This is a genomic window from Aquiflexum lacus (assembly GCF_015476655.1).
GTDB classification, from domain to species: Bacteria; Bacteroidota; Bacteroidia; order Cytophagales; family Cyclobacteriaceae; genus Aquiflexum; species Aquiflexum lacus.
On the sequence record NZ_JABFHF010000005.1, the window covers coordinates 239,054 to 263,807 of the forward strand.

At 39.5% G+C, this 24,754-nt stretch carries 23 protein-coding genes; 17 read left to right on the forward strand and 6 right to left on the reverse strand.

Features of this window, described 5'->3' with window-relative positions; genetic code table 11:
- Positions 1–31 precede the first annotated feature (31 nt).
- The gene (locus HMJ38_RS07170; RefSeq protein WP_194973694.1) at positions 32–442 is read right to left on the reverse strand and encodes a DUF4783 domain-containing protein; all 411 of its coding nucleotides are present in this window, start codon (positions 440–442) and stop codon (positions 32–34) included.
- 211 nt (positions 443–653) lie between these two features.
- Between HMJ38_RS07170 and gpmI the strand changes: the two genes are divergently transcribed.
- Both gpmI and HMJ38_RS07180 read left to right on the forward strand, forming a co-directional pair.
- Positions 654–2,174 (forward strand): 2,3-bisphosphoglycerate-independent phosphoglycerate mutase, encoded by a 1,521-nt coding sequence (gene gpmI / locus HMJ38_RS07175; protein WP_194973695.1) that lies wholly within the window; start codon positions 654–656, stop codon positions 2,172–2,174.
- 89 nt (positions 2,175–2,263) lie between these two features.
- The gene (locus HMJ38_RS07180; protein WP_194973696.1) at positions 2,264–2,821 is read left to right on the forward strand and encodes a hypothetical protein; all 558 of its coding nucleotides are present in this window, start codon (positions 2,264–2,266) and stop codon (positions 2,819–2,821) included.
- A 124-nt stretch (positions 2,822–2,945) separates the two neighbouring features.
- Here HMJ38_RS07180 and HMJ38_RS07185 read toward each other — a convergent pair whose 3' ends face one another.
- The 3 genes from HMJ38_RS07185 to HMJ38_RS07195 all read right to left on the reverse strand — a co-directional run bounded on the left by HMJ38_RS07185 (position 2,946) and on the right by HMJ38_RS07195 (position 7,011).
- The gene (locus HMJ38_RS07185; protein WP_194973697.1) at positions 2,946–4,448 is read right to left on the reverse strand and encodes a sodium:proton antiporter; all 1,503 of its coding nucleotides are present in this window, start codon (positions 4,446–4,448) and stop codon (positions 2,946–2,948) included.
- A gap of 193 nt (positions 4,449–4,641) precedes the next feature.
- Complete coding sequence (locus HMJ38_RS07190) at positions 4,642–5,868, reverse strand: Glu/Leu/Phe/Val dehydrogenase dimerization domain-containing protein (protein WP_194973698.1); 1,227 nt, start codon at positions 5,866–5,868, stop codon at positions 4,642–4,644.
- Positions 5,869–5,934: 66 nt separating this feature from the next.
- On the reverse strand, positions 5,935–7,011 hold the full coding sequence (locus HMJ38_RS07195; protein ID WP_194973699.1) for an anhydro-N-acetylmuramic acid kinase: 1,077 nt from the start codon (positions 7,009–7,011) through the stop codon (positions 5,935–5,937).
- 117 nt (positions 7,012–7,128) lie between these two features.
- Here HMJ38_RS07195 and HMJ38_RS07200 point away from each other — a divergent pair, with 117 nt between their 5' ends.
- The 12 genes from HMJ38_RS07200 to HMJ38_RS07255 all read left to right on the forward strand — a co-directional run bounded on the left by HMJ38_RS07200 (position 7,129) and on the right by HMJ38_RS07255 (position 20,182).
- Positions 7,129–7,854 carry a type III pantothenate kinase gene (locus HMJ38_RS07200; RefSeq protein WP_194973700.1) on the forward strand — a complete coding sequence of 242 codons (726 nt, stop codon included), beginning with the start codon at positions 7,129–7,131 and terminating at the stop codon, positions 7,852–7,854.
- Positions 7,838–9,121, forward strand: coding sequence for a hypothetical protein (locus tag HMJ38_RS07205; protein WP_194973701.1), 1,284 nt, complete (start codon positions 7,838–7,840; stop codon positions 9,119–9,121). Before HMJ38_RS07200 ends, HMJ38_RS07205 begins: the two co-directional genes overlap by 17 nt.
- A 12-nt stretch (positions 9,122–9,133) precedes the next feature.
- Positions 9,134–10,438: a tetratricopeptide repeat protein gene (locus HMJ38_RS07210; RefSeq protein ID WP_194973702.1), complete on the forward strand. Its 1,305-nt coding sequence runs from the start codon at positions 9,134–9,136 to the stop codon at positions 10,436–10,438.
- A 50-nt stretch (positions 10,439–10,488) separates the two neighbouring features.
- Positions 10,489–11,079 carry an LPS export ABC transporter periplasmic protein LptC gene (gene lptC, locus HMJ38_RS07215; protein ID WP_228779929.1) on the forward strand — a complete coding sequence of 197 codons (591 nt, stop codon included), beginning with the start codon at positions 10,489–10,491 and terminating at the stop codon, positions 11,077–11,079.
- Between the two features lie 88 nt (positions 11,080–11,167).
- Positions 11,168–11,383 (forward strand): hypothetical protein, encoded by a 216-nt coding sequence (locus HMJ38_RS07220; RefSeq protein ID WP_194973703.1) that lies wholly within the window; start codon positions 11,168–11,170, stop codon positions 11,381–11,383.
- On the forward strand, positions 11,383–12,657 hold the full coding sequence (locus tag HMJ38_RS07225) for a hemolysin family protein (protein WP_194973704.1): 1,275 nt from the start codon (positions 11,383–11,385) through the stop codon (positions 12,655–12,657). Before HMJ38_RS07220 ends, HMJ38_RS07225 begins: the two co-directional genes overlap by 1 nt.
- An 85-nt stretch (positions 12,658–12,742) precedes the next feature.
- Positions 12,743–14,854, forward strand: a complete 2,112-nt coding sequence (locus HMJ38_RS07230) for a peptidylprolyl isomerase (RefSeq protein ID WP_194973705.1) — start codon at positions 12,743–12,745, stop codon at positions 14,852–14,854.
- A gap of 102 nt (positions 14,855–14,956) precedes the next feature.
- Positions 14,957–15,223, forward strand: coding sequence for a DUF493 family protein (locus HMJ38_RS07235; RefSeq protein ID WP_194973706.1), 267 nt, complete (start codon positions 14,957–14,959; stop codon positions 15,221–15,223).
- Positions 15,224–15,234: 11 nt separating this feature from the next.
- Positions 15,235–15,462, forward strand: a complete 228-nt coding sequence (locus HMJ38_RS07240) for a 4a-hydroxytetrahydrobiopterin dehydratase (protein ID WP_194973707.1) — start codon at positions 15,235–15,237, stop codon at positions 15,460–15,462.
- Position 15,463: 1 nt separating this feature from the next.
- Positions 15,464–16,159 carry a 16S rRNA (cytidine(1402)-2'-O)-methyltransferase gene (rsmI, locus tag HMJ38_RS07245; RefSeq protein WP_194973708.1) on the forward strand — a complete coding sequence of 232 codons (696 nt, stop codon included), beginning with the start codon at positions 15,464–15,466 and terminating at the stop codon, positions 16,157–16,159.
- Between the two features lie 169 nt (positions 16,160–16,328).
- On the forward strand, positions 16,329–17,126 hold the full coding sequence (locus HMJ38_RS07250) for an inositol monophosphatase family protein (protein ID WP_194973709.1): 798 nt from the start codon (positions 16,329–16,331) through the stop codon (positions 17,124–17,126).
- 65 nt (positions 17,127–17,191) lie between these two features.
- Positions 17,192–20,182 (forward strand): AsmA family protein, encoded by a 2,991-nt coding sequence (locus HMJ38_RS07255; RefSeq protein WP_194973710.1) that lies wholly within the window; start codon positions 17,192–17,194, stop codon positions 20,180–20,182.
- Positions 20,183–20,215: 33 nt separating this feature from the next.
- Here HMJ38_RS07255 and HMJ38_RS07260 read toward each other — a convergent pair whose 3' ends face one another.
- Positions 20,216–21,121 carry an AEC family transporter gene (locus HMJ38_RS07260; RefSeq protein ID WP_194973711.1) on the reverse strand — a complete coding sequence of 302 codons (906 nt, stop codon included), beginning with the start codon at positions 21,119–21,121 and terminating at the stop codon, positions 20,216–20,218.
- Between the two features lie 158 nt (positions 21,122–21,279).
- Here HMJ38_RS07260 and HMJ38_RS07265 point away from each other — a divergent pair, with 158 nt between their 5' ends.
- Positions 21,280–21,510, forward strand: coding sequence for a hypothetical protein (locus tag HMJ38_RS07265; RefSeq protein WP_194973712.1), 231 nt, complete (start codon positions 21,280–21,282; stop codon positions 21,508–21,510).
- Here HMJ38_RS07265 and HMJ38_RS07270 read toward each other — a convergent pair.
- A complete protein-coding gene (locus HMJ38_RS07270; RefSeq protein ID WP_194973713.1) occupies positions 21,507–21,881 on the reverse strand; it encodes a UDP-glucuronosyltransferase in 375 nt (124 codons plus the stop codon). The two genes, HMJ38_RS07265 and HMJ38_RS07270, sit on opposite strands and share 4 nt — an antisense overlap.
- A gap of 200 nt (positions 21,882–22,081) precedes the next feature.
- Between HMJ38_RS07270 and HMJ38_RS07275 the strand changes: the two genes are divergently transcribed.
- Complete coding sequence (locus HMJ38_RS07275; protein ID WP_194973714.1) at positions 22,082–22,393, forward strand: hypothetical protein; 312 nt, start codon at positions 22,082–22,084, stop codon at positions 22,391–22,393.
- A gap of 71 nt (positions 22,394–22,464) precedes the next feature.
- On the forward strand, positions 22,465–24,732 hold the full coding sequence (locus HMJ38_RS07280; protein ID WP_194973715.1) for a TonB-dependent receptor: 2,268 nt from the start codon (positions 22,465–22,467) through the stop codon (positions 24,730–24,732).
- Positions 24,733–24,754 lie beyond the last annotated feature (22 nt).

Consider the following 24,754-nt stretch of genomic DNA (forward strand, 5'->3'; position numbering starts at 1 on the left):
TCAAAATTAAAAAATAAAGTGTGGGTGTGATTTAAAATCTCATTTTTATAATTTCCAAACTGTAAATTTTCATCAGGTCACCTTTATCTGCCCCTTTGATCAATATCCTAAACTGATCGGTATCGGTAGTGTAAGAGCCTACAAAAAACATGGTAGGCCCCGGGCTGCCGCCTTTATGAAGGATTTTAAAATCAGTGGGGGGGTATTTTATAAAGAAATCTTTTAGGATGAACTCAGCTTGATTTTTGGAATAATCACCTTGATGACCGTTGATATTCAGGTTGATAGCTTGGTCAAAATATTTTGCAAGATCTTTACTGGAACCTGTTTTGAAATATACAGTAACGTCAGTGAGATTGAACAGAATCGGCCTGAAATCACTTGCATTCGACTGCATAAAAAGTAGCACACTCAAAGTAAGAAGGGCAATTATTTTTTTCATGAACCCGATAACTTCAAAAATTAAGCCAATATGAAACTGTAAATCCTTTTTTTTTTGAAAAAAGTAGTTGTCCACTAATTTCTGTAATTCGTACTCAGATTTTCCTGATTAATAAAAATTAATCTAGCTGGAATTTTGTCCCCTTAGCAAAGAATAATCATTTTTACGGTTCAATTTAGAATTTTATTGATTTTTAAATTTTTGTTTGAACATGAATAAAAAAGTAATCTTAATGATATTGGATGGTTGGGGCATCGCTACCAATCCGGAAGTATCCGCAATCGACAAGGCCAAAACGCCTTTCGTGGATAGCTTATACAAGAAATATCCCCATTCGAAATTGGAAGCATCGGGCCTTGCAGTTGGGCTTCCTGAAGGTCAAATGGGCAATTCAGAAGTTGGCCACATGAACATAGGAGCAGGTAGGGTAGTGTATCAGGACCTTGTCAAGATAAATAAGGCCGTAATTGAGGGTAACTTAAACCACCACCCTGTTTTGGTAGAGGCCTTTGCTTATGCCAAAAGGGAAAGTAAAAAAGTTCATTTTATCGGCTTGGTTTCCGATGGTGGAGTCCATGCCCATCTCGCCCACCTGAAAGGTCTATGTGATGCGGCCAAATACCACGGGCTTCCCAAAGTATTTGTCCATGCTTTTACAGATGGCAGAGATACAGATCCAAAGAGCGGATTGCATTACTTAAGCGAACTGAACGAATACTTTCAGCATTCGGTGGGTAAGATTGCTTCTGTCGTTGGCAGGTATTATGCCATGGACAGGGACAAAAGATGGGAAAGGGTAAAATTGGCCTATGATGCACTAGTACATGGAGAAGGAGAAAAATCCAAAGATATTATAGCTTCCATAGTCAAATCCTACAGTAATGGTGTCACGGATGAGTTCATCAGGCCAATCATTCAAGTAGATGAAGAAGGCAAACCATTGGCAAAAATTGAAAGTGGCGATGTGGTGGTTTGTTTTAACTTCCGGACAGATAGGGGAAGAGAAATCACTCAGGTGTTGACCCAGACTGATTTTGAGGATTTCAACATGAAAAAACTTAATCTCAATTATATTACCTTCAGCAATTACGACGAAACCTTCAAAGGCATCAAGGTTCTTTTTGAAAAAGACAATCTGAACAATACATTAGGCGAAGTACTGGCCCGCAATGGAAGGAAGCAGATTAGGATAGCCGAAACCGAAAAATACCCACATGTGACATTCTTTTTTTCCGGAGGAAGGGAAAAGGAATTTGAAGGGGAAAGCAGGATTTTATGTCCATCTCCCAAAGTGGCGACTTATGACCTCAAGCCCGAAATGAGTGCTTTTGAAATAGCGGATAAAATAAAGACAGAACTAAGGAGAAAAGAAGTTGATTTTGTTTGTCTTAATTTTGCAAATCCTGATATGGTCGGTCATACGGGGGTATTTGAAGCAGCTGTCAAAGCATGTGAAACAGTTGATGAATGTGCAAGACAAGTGATCGAGCAAGCTTTGGAAAGTGGTTACACGACCATTGTGATTGCCGACCATGGCAACAGTGACATGATGATCAATGAAGATGGGAGTCCCAACACCGCTCATACCACTAACCTAGTACCATGTATCTTGGTGGACAAAAATGATAATTTTGAAATCAAGGATGGGAAATTAGGTGATCTTGCGCCGACTATCCTTACACTGATGGGAGTGTCTATTCCTTCCGAAATGACTGGAGATATACTATTGTAATTTCTATTACATTTGCAGACAAAGAATTCAATCCATTCAGGAATTGAATTCTTTGTTATTTAAAGCCAACTCAAAAAATTATTGTAATTATGAAATACTATTTGTTGCTGATTTCTATTGGGTTTTTAGTCATTGGATGCTCCGTAGGTGAAAACAAACCCGGTTTGTCTGAACCTGTATATTTTCCCCTCAAAGATTATTTTGAAGTACAAGCTCTTCAACTTGACGGGAAAGGTGTGTCCAAGGAAATAACTGTCAATGGAGAAAAAGAAAAAATCAAAAAGACATTAGATTCAGATGGATGGTTGAGAGAGTTTGAGTTCTTTATAGAGGCAGATATCAACAGCTCCAGTTTGGCTGGTTCATATGAGACGAGAAGAAGTGAAAAGGCCATTATTCACGAACTTAAACCGGGAGAGAAAGGTAAAATTAAAAGAATTGTAGTCAATTTTGATGGGGAAGAGGTAAAGGATATTTCATTTGTTTCCAGAACTGAAAATCTCTTTTATAGCTCTGAGACAAGAGGTGTAATCTACAATCAAAGTCTGACAGGTAAACTTGATAATTATGTCGTGGAGACCATGCAGAAGGTTGTATTTCTCAAACCCAATAAAATGATCATTACTGCTGCCATCAATTATTATTGATGGTTCTGGTTCGCTAAGCAACCAAATGCAAATCCCGGACAATGATCTTTGTCCGGGATTTTTTATGTGGTCAAGAATCAGGTGTTTAACAATGGTTAATACTGGGTCTTAAAACCAATATTCCTTATACAAAGGCAAAGAACACCAGCCAGGTAATGATCAGTACAGGCAGCAATATGGGTATTGAAAACCTGATGACATAACCAAAGAATGAAGGCATTTTTATACCGCTCTGCTCTGCGATGGATTTGACCATGAAGTTAGGCCCATTACCGATATACGTCATTGCACCAAAGAAAACCGCTGCTATGGAGATAGCCATTAATTCGAAAGCAGAGTCATCGTAATTATTTAGAGCAAAATCTCTGACGTTTTCTATGTTGCTGATTTCAGCACCTTGAGAAGCCATAGCAGCAGCCAGGAAATTCAGGTATGTCGGTGCGTTGTCCAAAAACCCTGAAAGAATTCCGGTACCCCAATATAGGGTATTGTGGGTAATGATAGCGGCACCTTCAGGAGACTTTGCAAAGTTGCCGACAAGTTCAAGTGCAGGCATCATGGTTCCGAAAATCCCAATAAATATGAATGCCACTTCCCTTATAGGTTCGAAATTAAACTCATTGCCTTTGATGGCTTTTTGGTCTGCAAATTTGAAACTCAAATAAGCCACTGATAACATGATGATTTCTCTGATGAAAGAAAATTTCTGCCCATCATAATGTATTGCAGGAACCCAATCAATTACATTAGGATCTAAGAACACTGAACCAATGACAACCAAAAGCCATAAAAAATTTCTTGATCCGATTAATTCAAATTTATTGGTATAAGTTGTATTTATGAGATCTTCTTCGATGGCTTTACCGAATTTTTTATCTATAAAATAAAATATAGTAGACAAAATAAGCAGTGCTAAAATCCAAGCAGGCCAGTTATATTCCAAAGTCCAGAAGAAAGGGACTCCTTTTAAGAATCCAAGAAACAATGGGGGATCACCAATAGGTGTCAAAGAGCCACCGATGTTGCTGACCATAAAAATAAAGAAAATGATATGATATGGTTGGATATTCCCTTTGTTTAACCTGATAAATGGTCTGATAAGTAGCATGGAAGCACCTGTAGTACCTATTAGATTGGAGATAAGTGCGCCTATAAGCAAAAGCGTGACATTTGCCATTGGGGTGGCTTTTTTGTCAACCTCTATCAAAATGCCTCCCGAAGCGATATACAGAGAAGCCAAAAGTGCAATAAATTGCACATATTCCGCCATGGCATGAACAGGGCCATGCACGTTGTGGAGTATAAACAAATAATAGGACACGACTAATATTGCAAGTCCAACAGCAATCTTGGGGTAATTGTGGTGCCAGAAATGTTCGTAGAACAAAGGACCTGTGGCAATCATCAGCAATAGGGCAACAAAAGGGATGACCAGCCAAAGCGGTGCAATCTCATGGTGTTCTTCGGAATCATCATAGATATGTTCTGTCAGACCTGCTACCTGATCACTTTCACTCTCCTGATCGGTTATTTCTATCTGGGGATCTGCTTGAGCAAATACTTGTGGGATACCTGAAAAATACAATATCCCAAAAACCACTACAAAAACAGGAATAAGATTCTTCATCCAATTAAAATTAAGGGCTTTTTTTTAACTATTATGATTTCCGAAAACCTGATTATCGAATCAATTCAAACTACAAATTATGATTTTACTTTTGCTAAACTACTATTTTTGCATGAAAAGCGCTACATAAAAAATCACCCACCAGAGGAATTATTTTAATTTAATCCCTCTTGGCTGATGATTGGTAATATGATTATACAAGTTGCTCCAAGGCTATTTCCAAAGAAGTCATGGCAAGTCCTGTTTTTTCGGTATTTCTCTCAAAAGTTGTTTTTAAGGCTTTCGAAATTGTTTCACTGACATCAGTAAATATAGCCTCATCCGTCAGTACAACTTGGTCTGACATGAGGTAGGCGAATACCCTTGCCATTCCGCAATTGGCGATAAAGTCCGGGAGGAGTGAAATTTTTTCATCTACCCACATGCCAATGGGACCAAAAAATATCTCGGGATCAGCAAAAGGTACATTGGCACCACAGCTGATTACTTCCAATCCGGCGTGGACCATTCTTTCTGCCTGGATTTTATTTATCAATCTTGAGGCAGCAGCAGGTATAAAAATCTCATTCTTTAAATCCCATATGCGGTCATTGACTTCCTCAAAAGGAATCAATTCATCTGCAACCAGTTTGTTTCCTTTTCTCTTCACAAACAATTCCCTTATTTCATCCAGGGTAAAGCCTTCCTGATTGATCAATCCCCCCTCTTTATCTATAATACCGACAATCTTGACACCCTCTACTGCAAGAAAGCAGGCTGCTGCAGCACCCACATTTCCCCAGCCCTGTATAACAGCTCTTTTCCCCTGAATATTTCCTCCCCAAATCTTGTAATAGTGTCTGACTGCTTCTGCTACCCCGAAGCCCGTAATCATATCTGCAACTTTATATTTTTTCGGACCATTGGGTGTGTACAATGGATCCTCTAAAACTTTGGAAACACCTTGACGCAGCTGACCGATTTTTCGGATTTTTTCAGGCTCAGTAGCATGGAAATGACCATTTACCACACCTTCCTGTGGATGCCATAGTCCGTAGGATTCTGTGATTGGAATTACTTCATGGATTTCATCTATATTGAGGTCACCACCAGTGCCATAATAGTTTTTGAGCAAGGGCATTACCGCCCTGTACCAGCGTTTCAGCACCTCGTCTTTTCTGGGGTCATTTGGATCAAAATTGATTCCTGACTTTGCACCACCAATAGACGGTCCCGAGACAGTGAATTTTACTTCCATCGTTTTGGCAAGGGATTCCACTTCCCGTTTGTCAAGACCTTTACGCATCCTTGTTCCTCCTCCCGCTGCACCTCCCCGGAGCGAGTTGATGACTACCCAGCCTTCCGCCTCTGATTCACTGTCACTCCATTCAAAAACAATTTCCGGCTGTTGGTTCTCAAATTTTTTGAGTAATTCTTTCATGTTTAATATTTGGGTTTATCAGGTGGCAAAAATAGAAATATTCTCGACTATTGTGGTACTGGTATTTTACAGCCCGTAAGTCGTTCCTCCGCAATTGTCCCTGGAAGCCCCTGTCACAGATGCCAGACAATTGACCTCTCCTCGAATTTTTAAGACCCCAAGAAATGCAAACAATAAAGCTTCCTTAAAATTGATCAAGGTCTTATCAGCTGCTATGAATTCAAAATCTTCGGCCAGCTCATTTTGAAACATTTCCATAAAAAAATTATTGTAAGCTCCCCCTCCGGTGATCAGAATTGCAGGTTTTTTCCCTGGAATGGGCTGAAGTACCTTTTTGATTTGCTCGACATAATGGACCACCAAAGTATGTAGGATATTCTCAGGCTTATACGCTCCGCTCCATTCAAGGATTTTTAGATAATCATCCAGATCTTCCCTGCCCAGAGATTTGGCCCCAACTTTTTGATAAAAGGGGAGTTTGTTCAGATCTTTTAATACTTTGGGCAGCAGTTTGCCCTTTCTGGCAAGTTTTCCATTTTTATCATAAGCCTTGCCACAGGTTTCAGCGAAATGATTGAGCAGTAGGTTGAAAGGACAAATATCAAAAGCAATCCTTTTTCCGTCAAAATTCATACTGATGTTTGCAATACCGCCCAGATTGATACAATAATCATGTTCTCCAAATAATAATTGATCACCTATAGGAACCAAAGGTGCACCTTGTCCGCCCAGCTGTACATCAAGCATTCTGAAATCATTGATGGCGGGTATTCCACAGGATTGGTGAAGTGCCCAGCCATTTCCGATTTGCAGACTGAGTTTTTTGGATGGTTGGTGAAATACTGTGTGGCCATGAGAGGCAACCGCCTGTGCAGAAAGTGATTTTTTGGTCAAAAAATATTTGACTTGATCTCCCATCCAGTTTCCAAACTCTACATCCAGTAAGGCCAGCTTTTGGCCTTTGAGTAGGTGTGACTTTTTGAGTTTCTTTCCCATTTTCTTGGGAAATGGTATGGTATCAGATTCAATAATTGAAAAGCTCCAATTGTCTTTTTTTTCAAATTCGCAGAAAGCAATGTCTAAGCCATCGCCTGAAGTACCTGACATTAAACCGATCACTTTGTATATAGAAGAGCCGCTCATGGGTTAAATTTTGTTAAATGTATGTCTGTAAAGTTAATTTTAATTTATTCAAAAACAGAGCTATGTTAAAATGAGTAATTTCACCATCATCATTTACAATCATCCTCTTTTCAACATTTGAAAAATCTCGTTATTGATATAGGTAATACCAGGTTGAAGACCGCGCTCTTTGAGGATGGGGAAGTGCTTTTGGAAATGAATTATGAAGATTTTGGGAGTTTTTTGGAAGCCACCAAATCACTTCAATTCCAACAGGCCATTATCAGTTCTGTAACATATACCAAAGAACAATTGGAAGAACTCCTTGGCTTTTCTTTTCTGTTTTTGGACAAAACCACAGTTTTGCCCATGAAGAACAAATATGCCACTCCTGATACGCTTGGGGTGGATAGAAAAGCTGCTGTGATTGGAGGCAGGTCAATAATCAAAAGTGGACCTCTTTTGGCAGTGGACCTTGGAAGCTGTATTACCTATGACTTTCTGGATGAAGGAGACAACTATCTTGGAGGGTCGATTTCGCCGGGACTTCAGATGAGGTTCAGGTCAATGCATCAGCAAACGGCCAGATTGCCTCTTGCTGAATTGGAAAGTGGCACAATCCCGGATTTTATGGGCAATAGCACGGTAAGCTGCCTGAGAAGTGGGGTTTATTTCGGTATTCTCAATGAAATAAATGGGTTTATCCAGAAATATCAAGAGCAATATCATGATTTGAAGGTCATTATTTGTGGAGGTGATTCAAAAATTTTTGAAAGCTTAACAAAAGACCACATATTTGTAATCCCTAATTTGATCCTGTATGGATTGGATAGAATATTAAGCTACAATGTCAATTACCAATAGGTTTAAATTACTTGGTGCAATGTGCACCTTTTTCATATACACCAACGCTTATCCGCAATCAAGCGCCTCTACATACAGTGCCTTGGGTTTGGGAGAGTTCAATAATGCAGGATTTACCCATAATCAGGGAATGGGCGGTTTGGGTATTAGCTTTGGGACCGGTTGGGGGATCAATTACATAAATCCAGCCTTATCGACCCGAAATACCATTTTCAATTTTCAAACAGCCTTCAGCTACGAAAGGTTGGATGTATCCTCATCCAATGATAATCAGACGGTAGATGGTGGAGGCCTCTCCTATGTTGGGGTATCACTTCCCATCAATTCCGGGAAATCATCCATAGGTTTGGGTGTAAACCAGGTGACAAGCGTCAATTATAGCATTGTGGTCAATGGGCAGGTTACCAATTCAGACCTTACCTCGTTGAACAGAATAGATGGTGAAGGGGGTATCTCAGAAGCTTATCTTTCAACAGGCTTTGTAGTCGCCAAAAACCTAAGCCTTGGAATACATGGTTCTTACCTGTTTGGTTCTACGATCAGGACGAACCAACTTACCTTGTTAAATGAAGAAAACAATCCAATAGGAGCCTCTACTGAATTTTATCAAAGGCTTACCGTCAGTGATGTCACTTTCAAAACAGGGCTTCATTATTATTTCAAAATCGGAACAAAAAGCAACCTTCATCTAGGCGCCATTTATCAGGCCTATGGAGCGATTAATGGAAAAGAATTTGCGAAGGTAGCTGAATTTGGCCAAGCTAGCAGGCCCGATACAGAAGGGGATATCATCAGAGACAATGAAGTCGGAAATGTTTTCATTCCTAATAAGATAGGTTATGGGGTTTCTTACGAAAAAATTAATAAATTTGTAATTGGACTAGAAGCACAAATGCAGCAATTTAGCCAATACAGGTCCTTTGGAGGAAACCTTGGAGAATTGGGAGATAGTTATAGGGTTGCATTTGGCGGGCAGATAACACCGGATTATTCCGCAGTTGATAATCTATTTAAAAGGTCAACTTACAGAATTGGGCTTCAATACGAGCAGACCCCCTACATTGTTAACCAAACCCAAATTACGGATCTTGGCATTAATTTTGGAGGATCTGTTCCGATTAATAACCTTTCCCTCATGAACTTTGCCGTAAAGGTTGGGTCAAGGGGAACAATTGATAACGGATTGATCAGAGAAAATTACTTAAGCTTTAGTCTTGGATTTTCTCTCAATGATAATACATGGTTTTATAAACGAGTTTACGAATAAAGCAAATAGAATATGAAAGTAAAACACGCACTTGTAGGGTTCTTCTCTTTGGCCCTTGTTGGAATGGCACAGGCACAGGATGGTTGGAACTGGCCTGCTGATGAGGCAATGGAAGCCCAAGCCAGGGAGTACAATGCTGCCTATGTAGATTACATGAAATCAGAACAATTCGTGGAAGCTACCAAGCCACTGAGATGGCTTTATGTTAATACTCCCAGTCTAAATGAATCCATTTATATCAATGGAATTATCGTTTATCACGGTGCTGCTGGAATAGCTTCAGATGAGGCGAAGAAAAAGCAATATCAGGATTCGGTGATTACCATATTTGAAATGAGAAAAGCCAACTTTGATAATGAGGACAGGTGGATTGAGAATAAAGCATATTACAGCTATAATTACTATAAGGCAAATAAAGAAAAAGTAGGTGATGCCTTAGCTACCTTTGACAGGGTAGTGGAGTTGAACGGCAATTTCAATACCATTAACTTGGTCGCAGCCTATTTTGATTTGGTTTACAGGCACAGTGCCTATAATAAGGCATTTACCAAGGAAGAGTTGTTGGAAAGATATGAAAAGCTGAATGCGCTATTGGCAGAAGCTGAGGCTGAGGGTAAAGATGTTTCTGCTCCGAAACAGACTTTAGAGCAGTTGGTAGTGGCCATGGAATTGATCGATTGTGATTTTATTGAAAATACCATGGGTCCAAAATTAGCTGCAGATCCAACCAACATGGTTCTTGCACAGCAGATCTTCAAATATTCTATTCAATACAAGTGTACTTCTTCTCCAACATTCCTTACGGTATTGGAAATTATCGATTCTGAAAGTCCTACGTTCTCTACATCCCAAGTTAGGGCAATGAGGTACATGCAGAATAAAGAATATGAAAAAGCACAACCGGTTTTAGAGAAGGCCTTGACCTTGGCAGAGAATGATGTTCAAAAAGCTGAAGTACATTATGACCTTGCCAAAATCCATGGAGTTGCAGGTAGGAAATCTGCTGCAAGATCTTCAGCTCAGGAAGCTGCTAAATTGGATCCTGAAAAAGCAAAAGAGGCTTGGACCTTAATTGCACAGTTGTACATGCAATCCTACAATGACTGTAGAAAAGGAGTGAGTAGAGTAGAAGACCAAGCTGTATTCATTGCTGCCTACAATGCCTACCAAAGGGCAGGTGACAGCAAAGGCATGGCAGATGCCCGTTCTAGATTCCCTTCTAAAGAAGAATTATTTACTGAAAGTAGACAGGCAGGCGAAACCCATACTCTTGCCTGCTGGATAGGTGAGACTGTAACTTTGGCAACAAGAGATTAATTGACATATTAAAGTATAAAAAAAGGCAGTCTTAACGGCTGCCTTTTTTTATGTGGCTTTTGGATTGGTTTTCTTTTGATAACTTTGTGATCATGAAATGGATGCCCAGGTTTGTGTTGATAATTGCTTTTTTGCCATTGATATTGGCGTCATGTGGTGAAGAAGTGGATACCAGTATGCTGGAAGTTTATCTGGGACCGACCAGTATTGCCTATGATGTTGATTTGGTTCACAGTGATTCTGCCATCATTAGAACCCATCTCAAAGCCAAAAAGCAAATGGAGTTTGAAGATGGTAACTTGGAATTTCCTGAGGGCATAGAGATTACTTTCTTTGACAAAGAAGGAAATATCAGCACCACCATGCGGGCAGATAAGGGGTTTTACGAGCGGTCAAAAAACCTTTACCGGGGTGAAGGTGATGTCAAGGTCGACAATTTTGAAAAAGAGCAAAAACTTTCCTCCGAAGAATTGTTTTGGGATCCGGGCTCCAAAAAAATCTATACAGATAAATTTGTGACCATTCAAGAAAAGGAAACACTCTTCAACGGAACAGGTATGGAAGCGGATGAAGGGTTCAATGAGTATAAATTATTCAAGGTGATCAATAGTCGAACATTACTTCCTGGAGAAGGGATGTAGGAATCAAATAAATAAAATAGATAGTAGATATTCAGTTGGATTTGTGTCATTTGCTATCTTGTGTATTTGAGTGAAATAAAAAATATAAATGAAATTAGCGGATATCTTATTATTGTCGCTTTCGGCAGCCATGGTGATCATAGGTACCCACCTGACCATCACTGCAGGATTGACCACTTCATATCCTGTTTTCATGTTTGCAGTGGCTTTACTGTTCTGGTACCGATACAGAAAAAATGACCAATTGGTCAAAGAAAAAAATCAACCTGATCCTAAAACGGGAATTCGTCGAAAAAGAAAGTAATGGAAAGCCAATATCTCATTTACGTGATCATCACGCTACTCTTTTCAGGATTGTTTTCAGGCCTTGAGATTGCGTTTATTTCGGCCAACAGACTTCATATTGAGCTTCAAAACAAACAGGGGATGCTTTCAGGAAGAATTCTTTCCAAGTTTGTTCAAAACCCCGGACAATTTATAGGAACTACCTTGATAGGCAATACCATAGCTTTGGTGCTTTATGGGATTTTTATGGCCAACTTACTGGAACCATGGATTAGGGAATTGCTTCCAACTGGATTTGACAATCAACTTTGGGTTTTATCGATTCAGACCATTATTTCCACTATGATCGTATTGGTAACAGCTGAATTTCTGCCGAAAAGCATTTTTTTGCTGAATCCAAATAGTCTCCTTTCAGTTTTTTCAGTACCATTTCAGGTCATCTATATTCTGATGTACCCGATCGTATGGCTGGTTGTGGGGCTTTCAAGATTTTTTATCACCAATGTTTTGGGGCTGGAATACAGCGAAGATAAACCTGTCTTTAAAATTACAGACCTCAACAGTTTTATACAGAACAATATGCACCATAGCAGGCAGGATGTCAAAGTGGAGGTAGATTCAAAAATCTTTGACAATGCGGTAGAATTCAAGACCGTCAAGGTTAGGGAGTGTATGGTACCCCGCACGGACATTGCTGCAGTGGATATTGAGGATACTATGGAAGATTTGAAGCAGGTTTTTGCGGAAAGTGGGCATTCCAAAATCATTGTCTATAAAGAAACCATCGATGATGTCATCGGGTATTGCCATCAATTGGAGCTTTTCAAAAAACCCAAAAAGATATCAGACATATTGACCCCAATTATTATTGTACCTGAATCAGCCTTGGCCAATGAACTCTTGATTCAATTTATTAAGGAGAGGAAAAGTCTGGCCTTGGTGGTGGATGAGTTTGGAGGTACGAGTGGCATAGTAAGTATGGAAGATATCATTGAAGAAATCTTCGGGGAGATTCAAGATGAGTATGACAGTGATGATTTAATTGAGCAAAAATTGTCAGAAACGGAATATTTGCTCAGTGCCAGACATGAAATTGATTATTTAAATGAAAAATATGGATGGGAAATTCCTTACGGAGATTTTGAAACTTTGGCCGGATTTATCCTTTCATTAACAGAGGATATTCCCCAGAAAGGCGAATCTATCACTTTTGAGGGCTATACGTTTGTTGTAGTTTCAAAACTGGACCATCGCTTGGAAACCGTCAAAATCAAAATTCATCATGGGGCTTAATCCTCCAAGTAATTTATTGACAAAGATAATATTTTGAATTTACACGCAGATTGAATTATTTTGCGGCACTTCAACAAACAGAAGAATGGCTTTAATTAAAAAAATCAGACAGAGAACAGGTCTTGCAATTGGTGTAATTGCAGTGGGATTGATATTTTTCCTCGTTGGAGGAGATATTTTAAGTCCTAACTCAACCCTTTTGGGCGGTGCATCTAACACGGTAGGTGAGATTGCAGGTGAAAGTATTTCTTATGAGGAATACATCCAAAAAATCGAGGAAACAAAATTTTCATTCCAACAAAATACAGGTAGAACTCCATCCGAAGCTGAAATGAACTCCATCCGAGAACAGGCTTGGAGGGCATTGATCGTGGACAGGGTATTTGACGAACAATATGAAGCCCTAGGCTTGACTGTTACAGATGCGGAGTTAGTTGATCTTGTTCAGGGAAAGAATATCATTGCCGAATTGAGACAACAATTGACCAATCCTGAAACAGGAGAGTTTGATAGGACTCAATTGGTGTCCTTTTTACAATCTCTTGACGAAGCGGGTCCTGAACAAAGAGCATATTGGGCTCAGCAGGAAAGGATGTTTGCAGATGCGAGGTTGAGAATCAAATATGATAATCTTCTATCTACCTCAGAATATGCCAATACTGCTGAGGCAAAATTGGAACACAAAATGGCAAATTCCGTCGCGGATGTTGATCATTTATTCATTCCTTTTTATGCGATATCCGACACCTCAGTGAAGGTTTCTGATAGTGAATTAAATAGCTATATCAGCAACAACAAAGATAAGTTTAAGGTTTCCAATGCTATAGACTTGGATTACATCAGCTTCAACTTATACCCTAGCAGTGAAGATTCCGCAGCAGTAATCAGCGAAATAAGAAAGCTTACAGAAGAATTGAGAGAAAGTTCCTCAGATTCTGTGTTTGCAATGAGAAATTCAGAAGGCGTGCGTCCTTTCGCTTCTTTTGGTCCGGGTGATGCATTACCTGAAACTTTAACTTCCAACGTGGATGACTTTGAAGTTGGTGGGACCTATGGTCCTTTCCTAACTGGGAATTCCACGTATATCACCCATAAAGTTTCTGCCAAATTTGATGGTACTCCTAAAATGAGGGCAGCGCATATTCTTTTTGGTGCTCAGGGACTCGAGGGCGAAGCCAAAGAAGAAGTAAGAAGAAATGCACAGGACGTGTTGAGTGAAATCCAAGGAGGCCTTAATTTTGCCTCTGCAGCTGCGCAATACGGGCAGGATGGAACTGCACAAAGGGGCGGTGACCTTGGTTGGTTTGCCAAAGCTGATTTTGTGGAAGAATTTGCAGAAGTTTCATTTGTAGCTAAAACCACCGGATTGATCCCTAGATTGGTGGAGACAGAATATGGATTTCATATTATCAGTGTTACTGACCTTCCTCAGACAGAGACCTATAAAATTGCAACGATAGAATTAGAGCTAGGCCCTAGTGATGCTACCAGAAATGATGTTTTCCGAAAGGCAGATTACTTTGCAGCAAATACGGGTAACGCCAAGGAATTTGCTGCAAATGCAGAAAAGGATGGTTATAGAATTATTCAGGCAAACAACGTAGATGCATTTGCCAGAAACCTCAATAACCTTACAAATGCAAGAGAAGTGATCAGATGGGCATTCAATGATGCTTCAGAGGGAAAAGTTTCAGAAGTTTTTGAATTGGACAATGCCTACATTGTCGCGACTCTTAAAAAGAAATATGAAGAAGGAACTGCTTCTTTGGAGCAGGTAAGACAGCAAGTGTTGACACAGGTGAGGAATGACAAGAAGGCTGAAATGATCAAAGACAGCATAAAAGATAAAAGCACCCTTGAAGAAATGCAGGCAGTATTTTCTGATGAGGCTTCCTTGGATAACACTGCTGACCTAAGAATGAGCGCTTCAGTAATACCTGGGATTGGATTTGCACCTAAGGCAGTTGGTGCTGCATTTAGTTTGGAAAATTCTGGCGATATCAGTAAGCCTATCCATGAAGATGTGGGTATCATCGTATTGAAATTGAATTCAATCATACCTGCTACTGAAATCGCAGATTACAACAGTTTCCAGAGTCAATTGGCCATCAATGCTTCCCAAAGATCTGGATACATGATTATGATGGCTTTGGAAGACCTTGCCAATGTAAAAGATTACAGGTATAAGTTTTTTTAAAATACCTTAAACAAAAAAGAACCCGTGGATCAATTCACGGGTTTTTTTGTGCTTAAGGATTTTATTTTTAAAGTCTGATGTTTAACCTTTAAATTAGTAACAATGAAACATACATTCAACAGAGAGTCATTTAAGGAAAAGCTTGAAGCGCAAACGTCTTTTCCTACCCTGTATATGTTTAAATTTATAGTTCCCAATGGAAGGGAAACAGAGGTGGCAGCATTATTGCCTAATAATAAGATGACTTTAAAAACTTCTTCAAAGGGCAAGTACATTTCGGCCACCATCCATGCCATGATGCCCAATAGTGATGCTATCCTTGATATATATGAAAAAGCAGCTAAAATAGAAGGAGTAATTTCATTATAAAATATAAGACTATGTGGACAGAAGAAAACAACAAATTGAAGAAAGATTTTAAATTTAAAGATTTTCAGGAAGCTTTTGCCTTTATGACCAGGGTTGCATTTTTGGCAGAGGCTCAAGGCCATCATCCAAATTGGAGCAATGTTTACAATACGGTGACCATTGAATTGACTACGCATGATGAAGGAAATAAAGTGACTCAAAAAGATAAAGACCTTGCCGCTGCCATTGACAAAATCTGATATGCCTGAAGAGGAAAATCCTGTTCAATTGTATCTTGTCCCTACACCCATTGGTAACCTAAAGGATATAACCCTTAGAGCGATTGAGGTGTTGAAATCCGTAGATGTGATTCTTGCAGAGGATACACGCACTACAGGAAAGCTTTTGAAACATTATGAAATTCAGCGACCCTTACAGAGTTATCATATTTTCAATGAGCACAAGACAGTTGAAAAACTCATTGAGCGATTGAAAAAAGGTGAGCTGATGGCATTGGTTACTGACGCAGGTACTCCCGCAATCTCGGACCCGGGTTTTCTTTTGGTCCGTGCTGCCAAAGATGCAGGGATTGAAGTTAACTGTTTACCCGGAGCGACTGCTTTTGTTCCTGCTTTGGTCAATTCCGGCTTACCTAATGACCGGTTTACTTTTGAAGGATTTCTTCCTCACAAAAAAGGGAGGAAAACCAGAATTGAAGCCTTGGAGGACGAATCTAGGACAATGATATTTTATGAATCCCCCCATCGTCTGATGAAGACGCTCGAGCAATTTGCAGAAGCCTTTGGAAAAGAAAGGATGGCAAGTGTATCACGTGAACTGACCAAATTATACGAAGAGAATGTCAGGGGAACTTTGGAAGAACTGATTACCTATTACCAAGAAAACCCCATCAAAGGTGAGATTGTGATCGTAGTGCAGGGAGCGGGGAAGCAGTAGGCAGTATTCAGACACAGTTGGCAGGAGGCAACCGAAGTGGGCCGATAGCAGTCGCAAGTGGTAGTCTCTCAGTAAACAGTTTTCATTTGGAACTGCATCCTGCTCTTCTGAACACTGCCTCAACTGAACACTGCGACTAATATTATCAAATTGTAAAAACTATCTCGAAATGATTGATTTATTAAAGGTATTAGACCAAACAAAAGCAGTGGCCGAAGAAGCCGGCGCTTTTATCCGAAAAGAAAGACAGTTCTTTGATGTCAAGAATGTGGAATTAAAAGGTTTGAATGACCTTGTTTCTTATGTTGACAAACAGGCTGAAATGATGATAGTTGAAAAACTTTCAGAAATACTACCTGAGGCTGATTTTATTACGGAGGAAGGTACAGGTCAGACCGATGGTAAAGATTATACTTGGATTATTGACCCACTTGATGGCACTACCAATTTTATTCATGGCCTACCAATTTTTTCTGTCAGCATCGGATTGAGGCATTTGGATGAGATTGTGATGGGGGTTGTTTATGAAATCAACTTTCATGAATGTTTTTACGCCGTAAAAGACCACGGCGCTTTTTGCAACGGAAAGCCTATTACAGTGAGCAATGTGAAAAATCTGAGTGAAAGTCTGATAGCTACAGGTTTTCCTTATAGTGCGTTTTCTCAAATTGATGTCTATTTGGATGTACTCAAAGAATTGATGAGGAAGTGTCATGGCGTCAGGAGATTGGGAAGTGCTGCCATCGATTTGTGTTATGTGGCTTGCGGAAGGGTAGACGGTTTTTTTGAATATGACCTCAAGCCATACGATGTTGCAGCAGGGGCGTTAATAGTCAAAGAGGCGGGTGGTGCAGTCAATGACTTTAGGCAGGGAGATAATTACCTTTTTGGAAAAGAAATACTCGCTACAAATGGACATATCCATCAGGAGTTTGACAACCTTCTGCAGGATATTTGGCGTGAATAATTCTTGTTTCAAAATCCTATTTATTTTGATTGCGTTTATTGAAGTGACTGATTTTCAAAAAAGAGATGAAAAAGATACTAATAATAATTTTGGCGGTTTTTGTGGTGCTAATTGCGGCGGCTGTTGCATTACCTTTTATTTTCAAGGATCAAATTGCTGAGCGAATTGATAAGGAAATTGCTGAATCCGTTAATGCGCACGTTTATTATGATTTAAATAATATCAGCTTGACCATATTCAAAAGGTTTCCACACATTTCTGCCACTATCAAGGAATTTGGGGTTGTTGGAAACCCCCCATTTCAATATGACACGCTCGTTCATGTGGATATGCTTCAGGTTGACTTCAATCTCAGGTCCATTCTTTTTGGAGATAACCCCTCCCTTACAGGGATTCATTTGGATGGAGGCAGTTTATATGTCAAGGTCCTTGAGGATGGAACTGCCAACTACGATATCACTTATCCATCAGAGGAGGATACTACTGCCGAGAGTAATTTTCAGATTGGCATAGATTTAATTGAAGTCAAAAATTTTGATCTGATTTATGATGACAGACAATTGGAATATTTTATGGCTTTGGGTAATATCAGCATGGAAGGAAACGGGGACTTTACCTTGGATGTCTATGAACTCCCGGTTAAAATGGAAGCTTCGATTGCTGACATTACCTATGAAGGGACCAATTATCTAAGGAACAAACAATTCAGTGGTGAGACGCTGATGAACATCGATATGGATCAAATGAAATTCACATTTGGTGATGGGGATTTTGTTTTGAATGATTTTCTTTTTGATTTTGAAGGCTTCATTGCCATGCCTACTGATGACATAGAGTTTGACCTTGTCTTTGGGGGTAAAGACAATACTTTTAAAAGTATTCTTTCTCTTGTTCCCGGTATTTATTCTGAAAATTTTTCAAATCTGAAGACTTCAGGTTCTATGGATTTTAATGGGATCTTTAAGGGAATTTATAATGACAACAGTTTCCCGTCATTTGATATTTCGTTGAAGGTTGCAGATGGCATGTTCCAATATCCTGATTTGCCAAGACCTGTCAGTAACGTGAATGTGGATATGCAGGTCAAGAATACCACGAGTAACCTCGATTTTACTTCTGTGAATATTCCGACCTTCAATTTGGATTTTGGCAGTAACCCTATTTCGGGAAGGTTTTTTCTGGCGGATCTTATTTCCTATGAAATGGATGGAGCTTTGAAGGGAAAAATAAATCTGGAAGAGATGACTTCCATTTTCCCGATCGAGGGGATGACCTTGAAAGGAATTCTTGATGTCAACGCCCAAGCAAAGGGGAAATATGATTCGGCAGCCCAGATTATCCCAAGTATTGATGCCAAAATAACTTTGGCCAATGGATTTGTCCAAAGTGCTGAATATCCCGCTCCGATCGAAAAGCTTAACATCAATGCCAGCATCATCAATCCAAGTGGTCAAATGAATGATTTTATGGTTGATTTGAGTCAGTTTGGATTTGAATTGGAAGATGAAGCAATTAACGGTAGGCTAAAGATCAATGATTTTTCACTGCTGAATTGGGATGGTGCTTTGAACGGTTCTGTTGACTTGGGAAAAATGCTTGCCATATTTCCAATGGAAGATATTATTATGGAAGGGAAAGTCTTTGCGGATCTTCAGACAAAAGGTTCTTATAAGGATGTTGAAGAAGGAAGATACAACCGACTTGATACTAGGGGAAAAGCTTCCATTACAGACTTTTATTTTACATCGGCAGACCTTCCACAGGGCATAAGGATTCATCGATCAGATGCTGATTTTTCTCCTGACAGGATCAATCTGACTCAATTTGATGCAAGAGTAGGCGAAAGTCCTTTACAGGCTACAGGGTTTCTTTCCAACTATATAAATTATATCCTCAAAGATGAGGAAGTTTTGAAAGGTCAGTTAAGCCTTAATTCCAGCAAGTTCAATGTCAATGAATGGATGACAGCATCCGAAAACACCGAAAGTGAGGCCTTGACAGTCATTGAATTGCCGACGAATATTGACTTCAATATGTCAGTGGCAGCAGCTGAGGTTATTTATGACAACCTGACCCTAAAAGAAGTAAAAGGGAATTTGGCACTAAAAGAGGGGGTGTTGAATTTTAAAGACGCTTCAATGAGTACATTGGGTGGGCAGGTAATTATGAATGGCACCTATGACCCGAGAGACCTTGCTGCCCCGAAATTTGATTTCAGTCTCAATCTTGCCGATTTGAATATTCCGCTTGCATTTGAGGCATTCAATACTGTAAAAGCTTTTGCACCGGTAGCGCAGCATCTAACAGGTAATTTCAACACCAACATTGATTTTTCAGGAATCCTGGGCCAGGATATGATGCCGATTCTTTCTTCCTTGGATGGCAAAGGTTTGCTCAAGGTAACGGAAGCAGCCCTTCAAAACAGTACCTTGATCCAGGGAATTACCAGCTTGACCAAGTTGAATGATACAAATACCTTACAATTCAGAAACCTGAATATTCCTATTGAAATCAATAATGGGGTTATGGATGTAAGGCCATTTGATGTCAGATTATGGGATTACCAGGCAAATATTCAAGGGAGTACCGGTTTTGATGGCAGTATCAATTACCTGATCAATATGCAGGTTCCTGCCGGTAAATTTGGTGCACAAGCAAATACGCTGTTGGCTACAATATCAGGCTCAGAAATGAATGAATCGACACTTATTCCCATTGCAATCAATTTGGGGGGAACTTATAACAGTCCTAAGGTTGGGCTTGCAGGCGGAAATAGTATAGAAAATTTATTGACCAATGCGCTTCAATCCAGGGTATCGAGCGAAAAAGAGAATTTGCAAGAACAGGTGACCCAACAGTTTAAGGCGACAGAAGATAGTCTGAAGAGAGAAGTGACACTCAAGGCTGAGGTCATTCAAGATAGTTTGAAAAGAGAGGCAGAGAAAAAAGTCTCCGAGACAAAAGACAAAGCAGTGGATGAAGCCAAAAGCTTGTTGAAAGGTGTTTTGGGCAGACCTAAGCCAACAAAACCTGATACTACAAGAAAAGACAATTGATCATTCAAGACCCATATAGCATGGGTCTTTTTTTTACATCAGTATAAAATACCAGACCCCAATCGTGAAAAATGAAAGGGGTATTCCTACGCCAACCAACAATGAAGCAAGTTTGGGTTCAAGGTTATGGGTGATCGCTATGATAGAACCTGTAATCATGGGTGCCATAGCTGCTTCTATAACAGAGATCTGTAGTATCAATCCATCTAGCTTGAAAAGGTATTTAAACAAAATCAGAATGGTAAAGGGGATAAAAAGAAGTTTGTAGCCAAGGCCAAACCAAAGGAATTTAGATTTGAATGCACCCGGGCTGATTTTGATTTGTAGACCAACGGCAGTAAGGGCAACAGGAGTTAAGGTGGCAGCGATGATTTTGAGGAATGTATCCAAATGACCTGATATCGCATATTCTCCTATATTCATTCCAATCGCAATTATAAAGAACAGAAATGGCGGAAAGGTCAAGATCTTTTTAGTGATATCCCTTTTCCTTTTCTTTTCCACACTATAGATAGAAGCTACAATCACCGCAACACTACTGACGATGATGAATGAACCAGCTTGATCGATCAGGAGTGCGATTTTCACGCCCTCATCACCATACAGGGCCTGTACAATTGGAAATCCAACAAAGGATGTATTTGCCAAACCGGAGGTGATGACTAAACATCCGGTAATGGAATTGCCCCAGTTTAGTTTTTTTCCCAAAAAACCAAACACCAACCATGATAGCCCAAAACTGATCCAAGCCGAAGCAATCGGTAAGGCCAACTCAGGAACAAGTTCAATTTTTGGGAGATACATCAGTGCCAATGCAGGGAGCACGATATATATCAGGTATCTATTGAGATGATGTGCCAAATTATCCGGTAAAAACCGAAAACGTTGGGAAACAATGCCCAAACACAGGAAAATAACAATCAAAACAATATTAAACATAAAGAAAGTTGGTGCTAGGCCTTTATATAGTAGGTAAAATATCCCCGTCCTTTTGGATCATAGTCAAAGTAAGTTTTTCAAAATTAACAAAACCGTAATTTTTTATTAATCAAATCTAAGGTGAATAAGCTTTCATTTGTAAAGTAAACAAAAATGCCATGACCAAATTAATACCATTGATGGTTGAAGGAAAAAGAATTGTTCAACTTTCTCAACTTACCATAGATCAGGCCAATGACCTTAGAAGTTGGCTTCCTGCCAACAGTCTTCAGAAACTTAGAATTCAGGGGATGGAAATCAACGACTGTATCTCCTTTGAGACTTATGAGTATTGGTTCAAAACCCATCACGTTTTGTCCAGGTCCTACGAAACGATTTTGGATTTTTAGAATAGTCCGTAAAATTTACGTTTATCCGTAAAATATTTTTTCAACTCAGGATACATCAGACTTTCAGCTTGGGGAATCCCTGAAAGTGTAAGTGCGACGTTTCCTTGTGAAAATTCCTCCTCAGGCTCCATGGTTTCAATCATGAAGATAAGTTCTTGGAGAGAAAGAGTTTCTGTAGAACTCTCAGGGTTTAATTTTAAATCATTCCCATAAAAATCCACCGCTTCATAATAAATTTTGCCATCCATCACATTTGCATAGATGCTGATTTCTTCCCCCCATTGACTTTCAGGATATGTCAGTTTGACCAATAGGGCGTTTGGTGATAGGCCTTCAAAATAGCTTTGGGGCTTAAAATCATAATTTATCATGCTTAAAATTAGTAATAAATTACTGCTGTTTAATTTTTAGATATAGCTAAAAAATATTTTTGCCTTTAAATAAAAATAAAAAAGGGAAACCTAACCTAACTATGTTTGTTATCTTCGTGTTGCATTTAAAGCACGCCTGAGAATCCTTGTTCCAAATCCGAAAAATATTACCCCTATTCAGTCATCTGAGCTTAGCCTTGATGTTAAGCATTTTGACCAATGGTGTGTTGTTTTTTCATACACATGAGTTGGAAAATGGAAAGATAATCACCCATGCCCATCCGATTTTGACGGAAGAGCAAGAGGAGATGCCTGACCATGGCCATACCGAAATGGAACTGATTATTTTGGACCTAATTGCTCATGCGGATTATTTTGTATATCATTTTGATTTGGAAATACCTGAGAACGAATCCATAGATCAGAGTTTTGTTTCAGGATTTATTTCACATGAATTTTTAACAGAAATACATATCGGGTTTGATCACCGAGGCCCCCCTACTTTTATCTGAATAATTACTTTTACCTGATCCAGCAGGATTGGGTTATTTCAGTTTTACTAATTAAAAATTAAATTTCAGCGATGCGCGCAGTACTTACGCTTGCCATTTCTCTTTTCTGTTTAGGGTCATTGGCGGCACAGGATATTTCAATTAATGGCAGGGTGGTAGATAAATCTTCCAATAATCCCTTGCCGGGGGTTTCGGTATTTATTGCCGAAATGAACAGGGGGGTAGTGACAGACCTGGATGGTAAATTCAGATTGGCTAATCTGCCGAATAGAAGCGTTACACTGAAATTCTCTTTCATCGGTTATTCAACCATCATTCAATCTATCAAACCAAGTTCAACTTCAAGGTCAATTGAGATACAGCTTGAAGAGGCAATTACCAATATCGATGAAGTAGTGGTATCCGGTGCCTATGTGATGAGTAAAGAGAGTTCACCGATCAGTATTGAAAAAGTGGATTTGGTGGAGATTTTAAAAATGCCTTCGCCAAGTCTAATGACTGCCTTGACTAGAACTCCCGGAGTGAATGAAATATCACTGGGCCCAGGAATCAGTAAGCCGGTAATCAGAGGTCTTTCTTTCAGTAGGGTTTTGTCTGTTTATCAAGGAGGAAGGTTTGAAAATCAACAGTGGGGGGCAGATCATGGGTTGGGACTTACCGAAACAGGAATTGGAAATGTGGAATTGATTAAAGGCCCTGCATCCTTAATTTATGGTTCTGGTGCTATGGCAGGAGTTGTCAATCTCATTGAAGAAAGGGATGCCATCAAGGGGGAAGTTGAAGGATATTTAAATTTCAGAGGATACAGCAATAATCTTGGATTGAGATCAGAGATGGGAGTAAAAGGAGCATCTGAAAATGGATTTGTCTGGTCTATCAATGGTGCTGCAGAATCTCATGCTGATTACAAAGATGGTGATGGAAGGACAATGGGCAATACGAGGTTTAACACCCAGAATTTCAAAGGGGGCGTTGGTCTTCAGAAAAAATGGGGTGATACGAGGTTAAGATATACCTATCTTAAACAGAAGCTTGGTATTCTAGATGAATCTGATGTTGAAGGATTGGCAACTTTTAGAGGCGATAGGTCCTATCAGGTACCCTTCCAAAACGTAACAGACCACTTTATTTCATCTGAAACCAATGTGTTTCTTGGGGAAGACAAAATAAAAGCTACAATTGGTCTTCATAAAAATCTTCGTGAAGAAATTGAAACCGGTGAGGGATTTGTTGATTTGGGTTTGAATCAGACAAACATCATGTATGATTTCAAATATTATAAAACATTGAATCCTAGCCTTGAAGCTATTTTTGGTGTTCAAGGCTTTTATCTTCAATCAATAAATTATGATGATGCCTTGGAGTTTTTAATACCGGATGCAAAAAAAGACGACCGTTCTATCTATGGTCTTTTGAATTACAATAAAGACAAGTGGGTCTTTCAGGGAGGGATCAGATACGATTACCGAAAAGTAAATGTTGATGCAAGTTCACCTCATTTTGTGGATTTTGACTTTATACTACCTGGAGAGCCTGAAAACAGGCAATTGGAAAGGACTTTTGATGGGGTAACAAGTTCGGGTGGTGCAACATTTAGACCCAATTCCAATTGGAGATTCAGGTTAAATATTGCTCAGGGTTTTAGAGCTCCCGATCTTGGTGAGCTTTTTTCGAATGGTGTTCACCCCGGCACCAGAAGATTTGAAAAAGGAAATGCTGATTTTGAGAGGGAACAAAACATCCAAACTGACTTTGGCATCAGGTATAGGACCAATAATTTCTCTATTTCGGGAGAGGTGTTTTACAATGATATCAATAATTATATCTTCTTTGCTCCAACAGGTGAGATGCAAGAAGACTTGGAGATTTGGACTTTTGAGCAATCCGATGCAAGATTGTATGGAGGTGAACTAGAGTTTGATTTCCATCCATCTGCCGCAAAATGGTTCAATGCCTCTACCTCTTATTCAATGGTAATAGGCCAAAGAACACTGGATTGGACCTATTTGCCATACATTCCGGCCTACAGGTGGAATCAATCGGTAGATTTCAGAGCCAATGATATTGGGATTATTCAGAAACCATATTTCAGTATTCTTGGATCACTTATATTCAATCAGGACAAAGCAGCACCATTGGAAGAGGCCACTCCAGGATATTTCTTGTTGGGAATGAACATCGGCGGGAATCTTAAAGTCGGGAATACCTTGTTGGACGTTTATGTGAGTGGGACCAATATCCTGAATAAAACATATTTGGATCACCTTTCGCTTTTCAGACCCTTTGGGGTCAATCAAATGGGAAGAAATGTGGCATTGAATGTTAGAATACCATTTTAATTTGAATTAAGAATTTATGCAA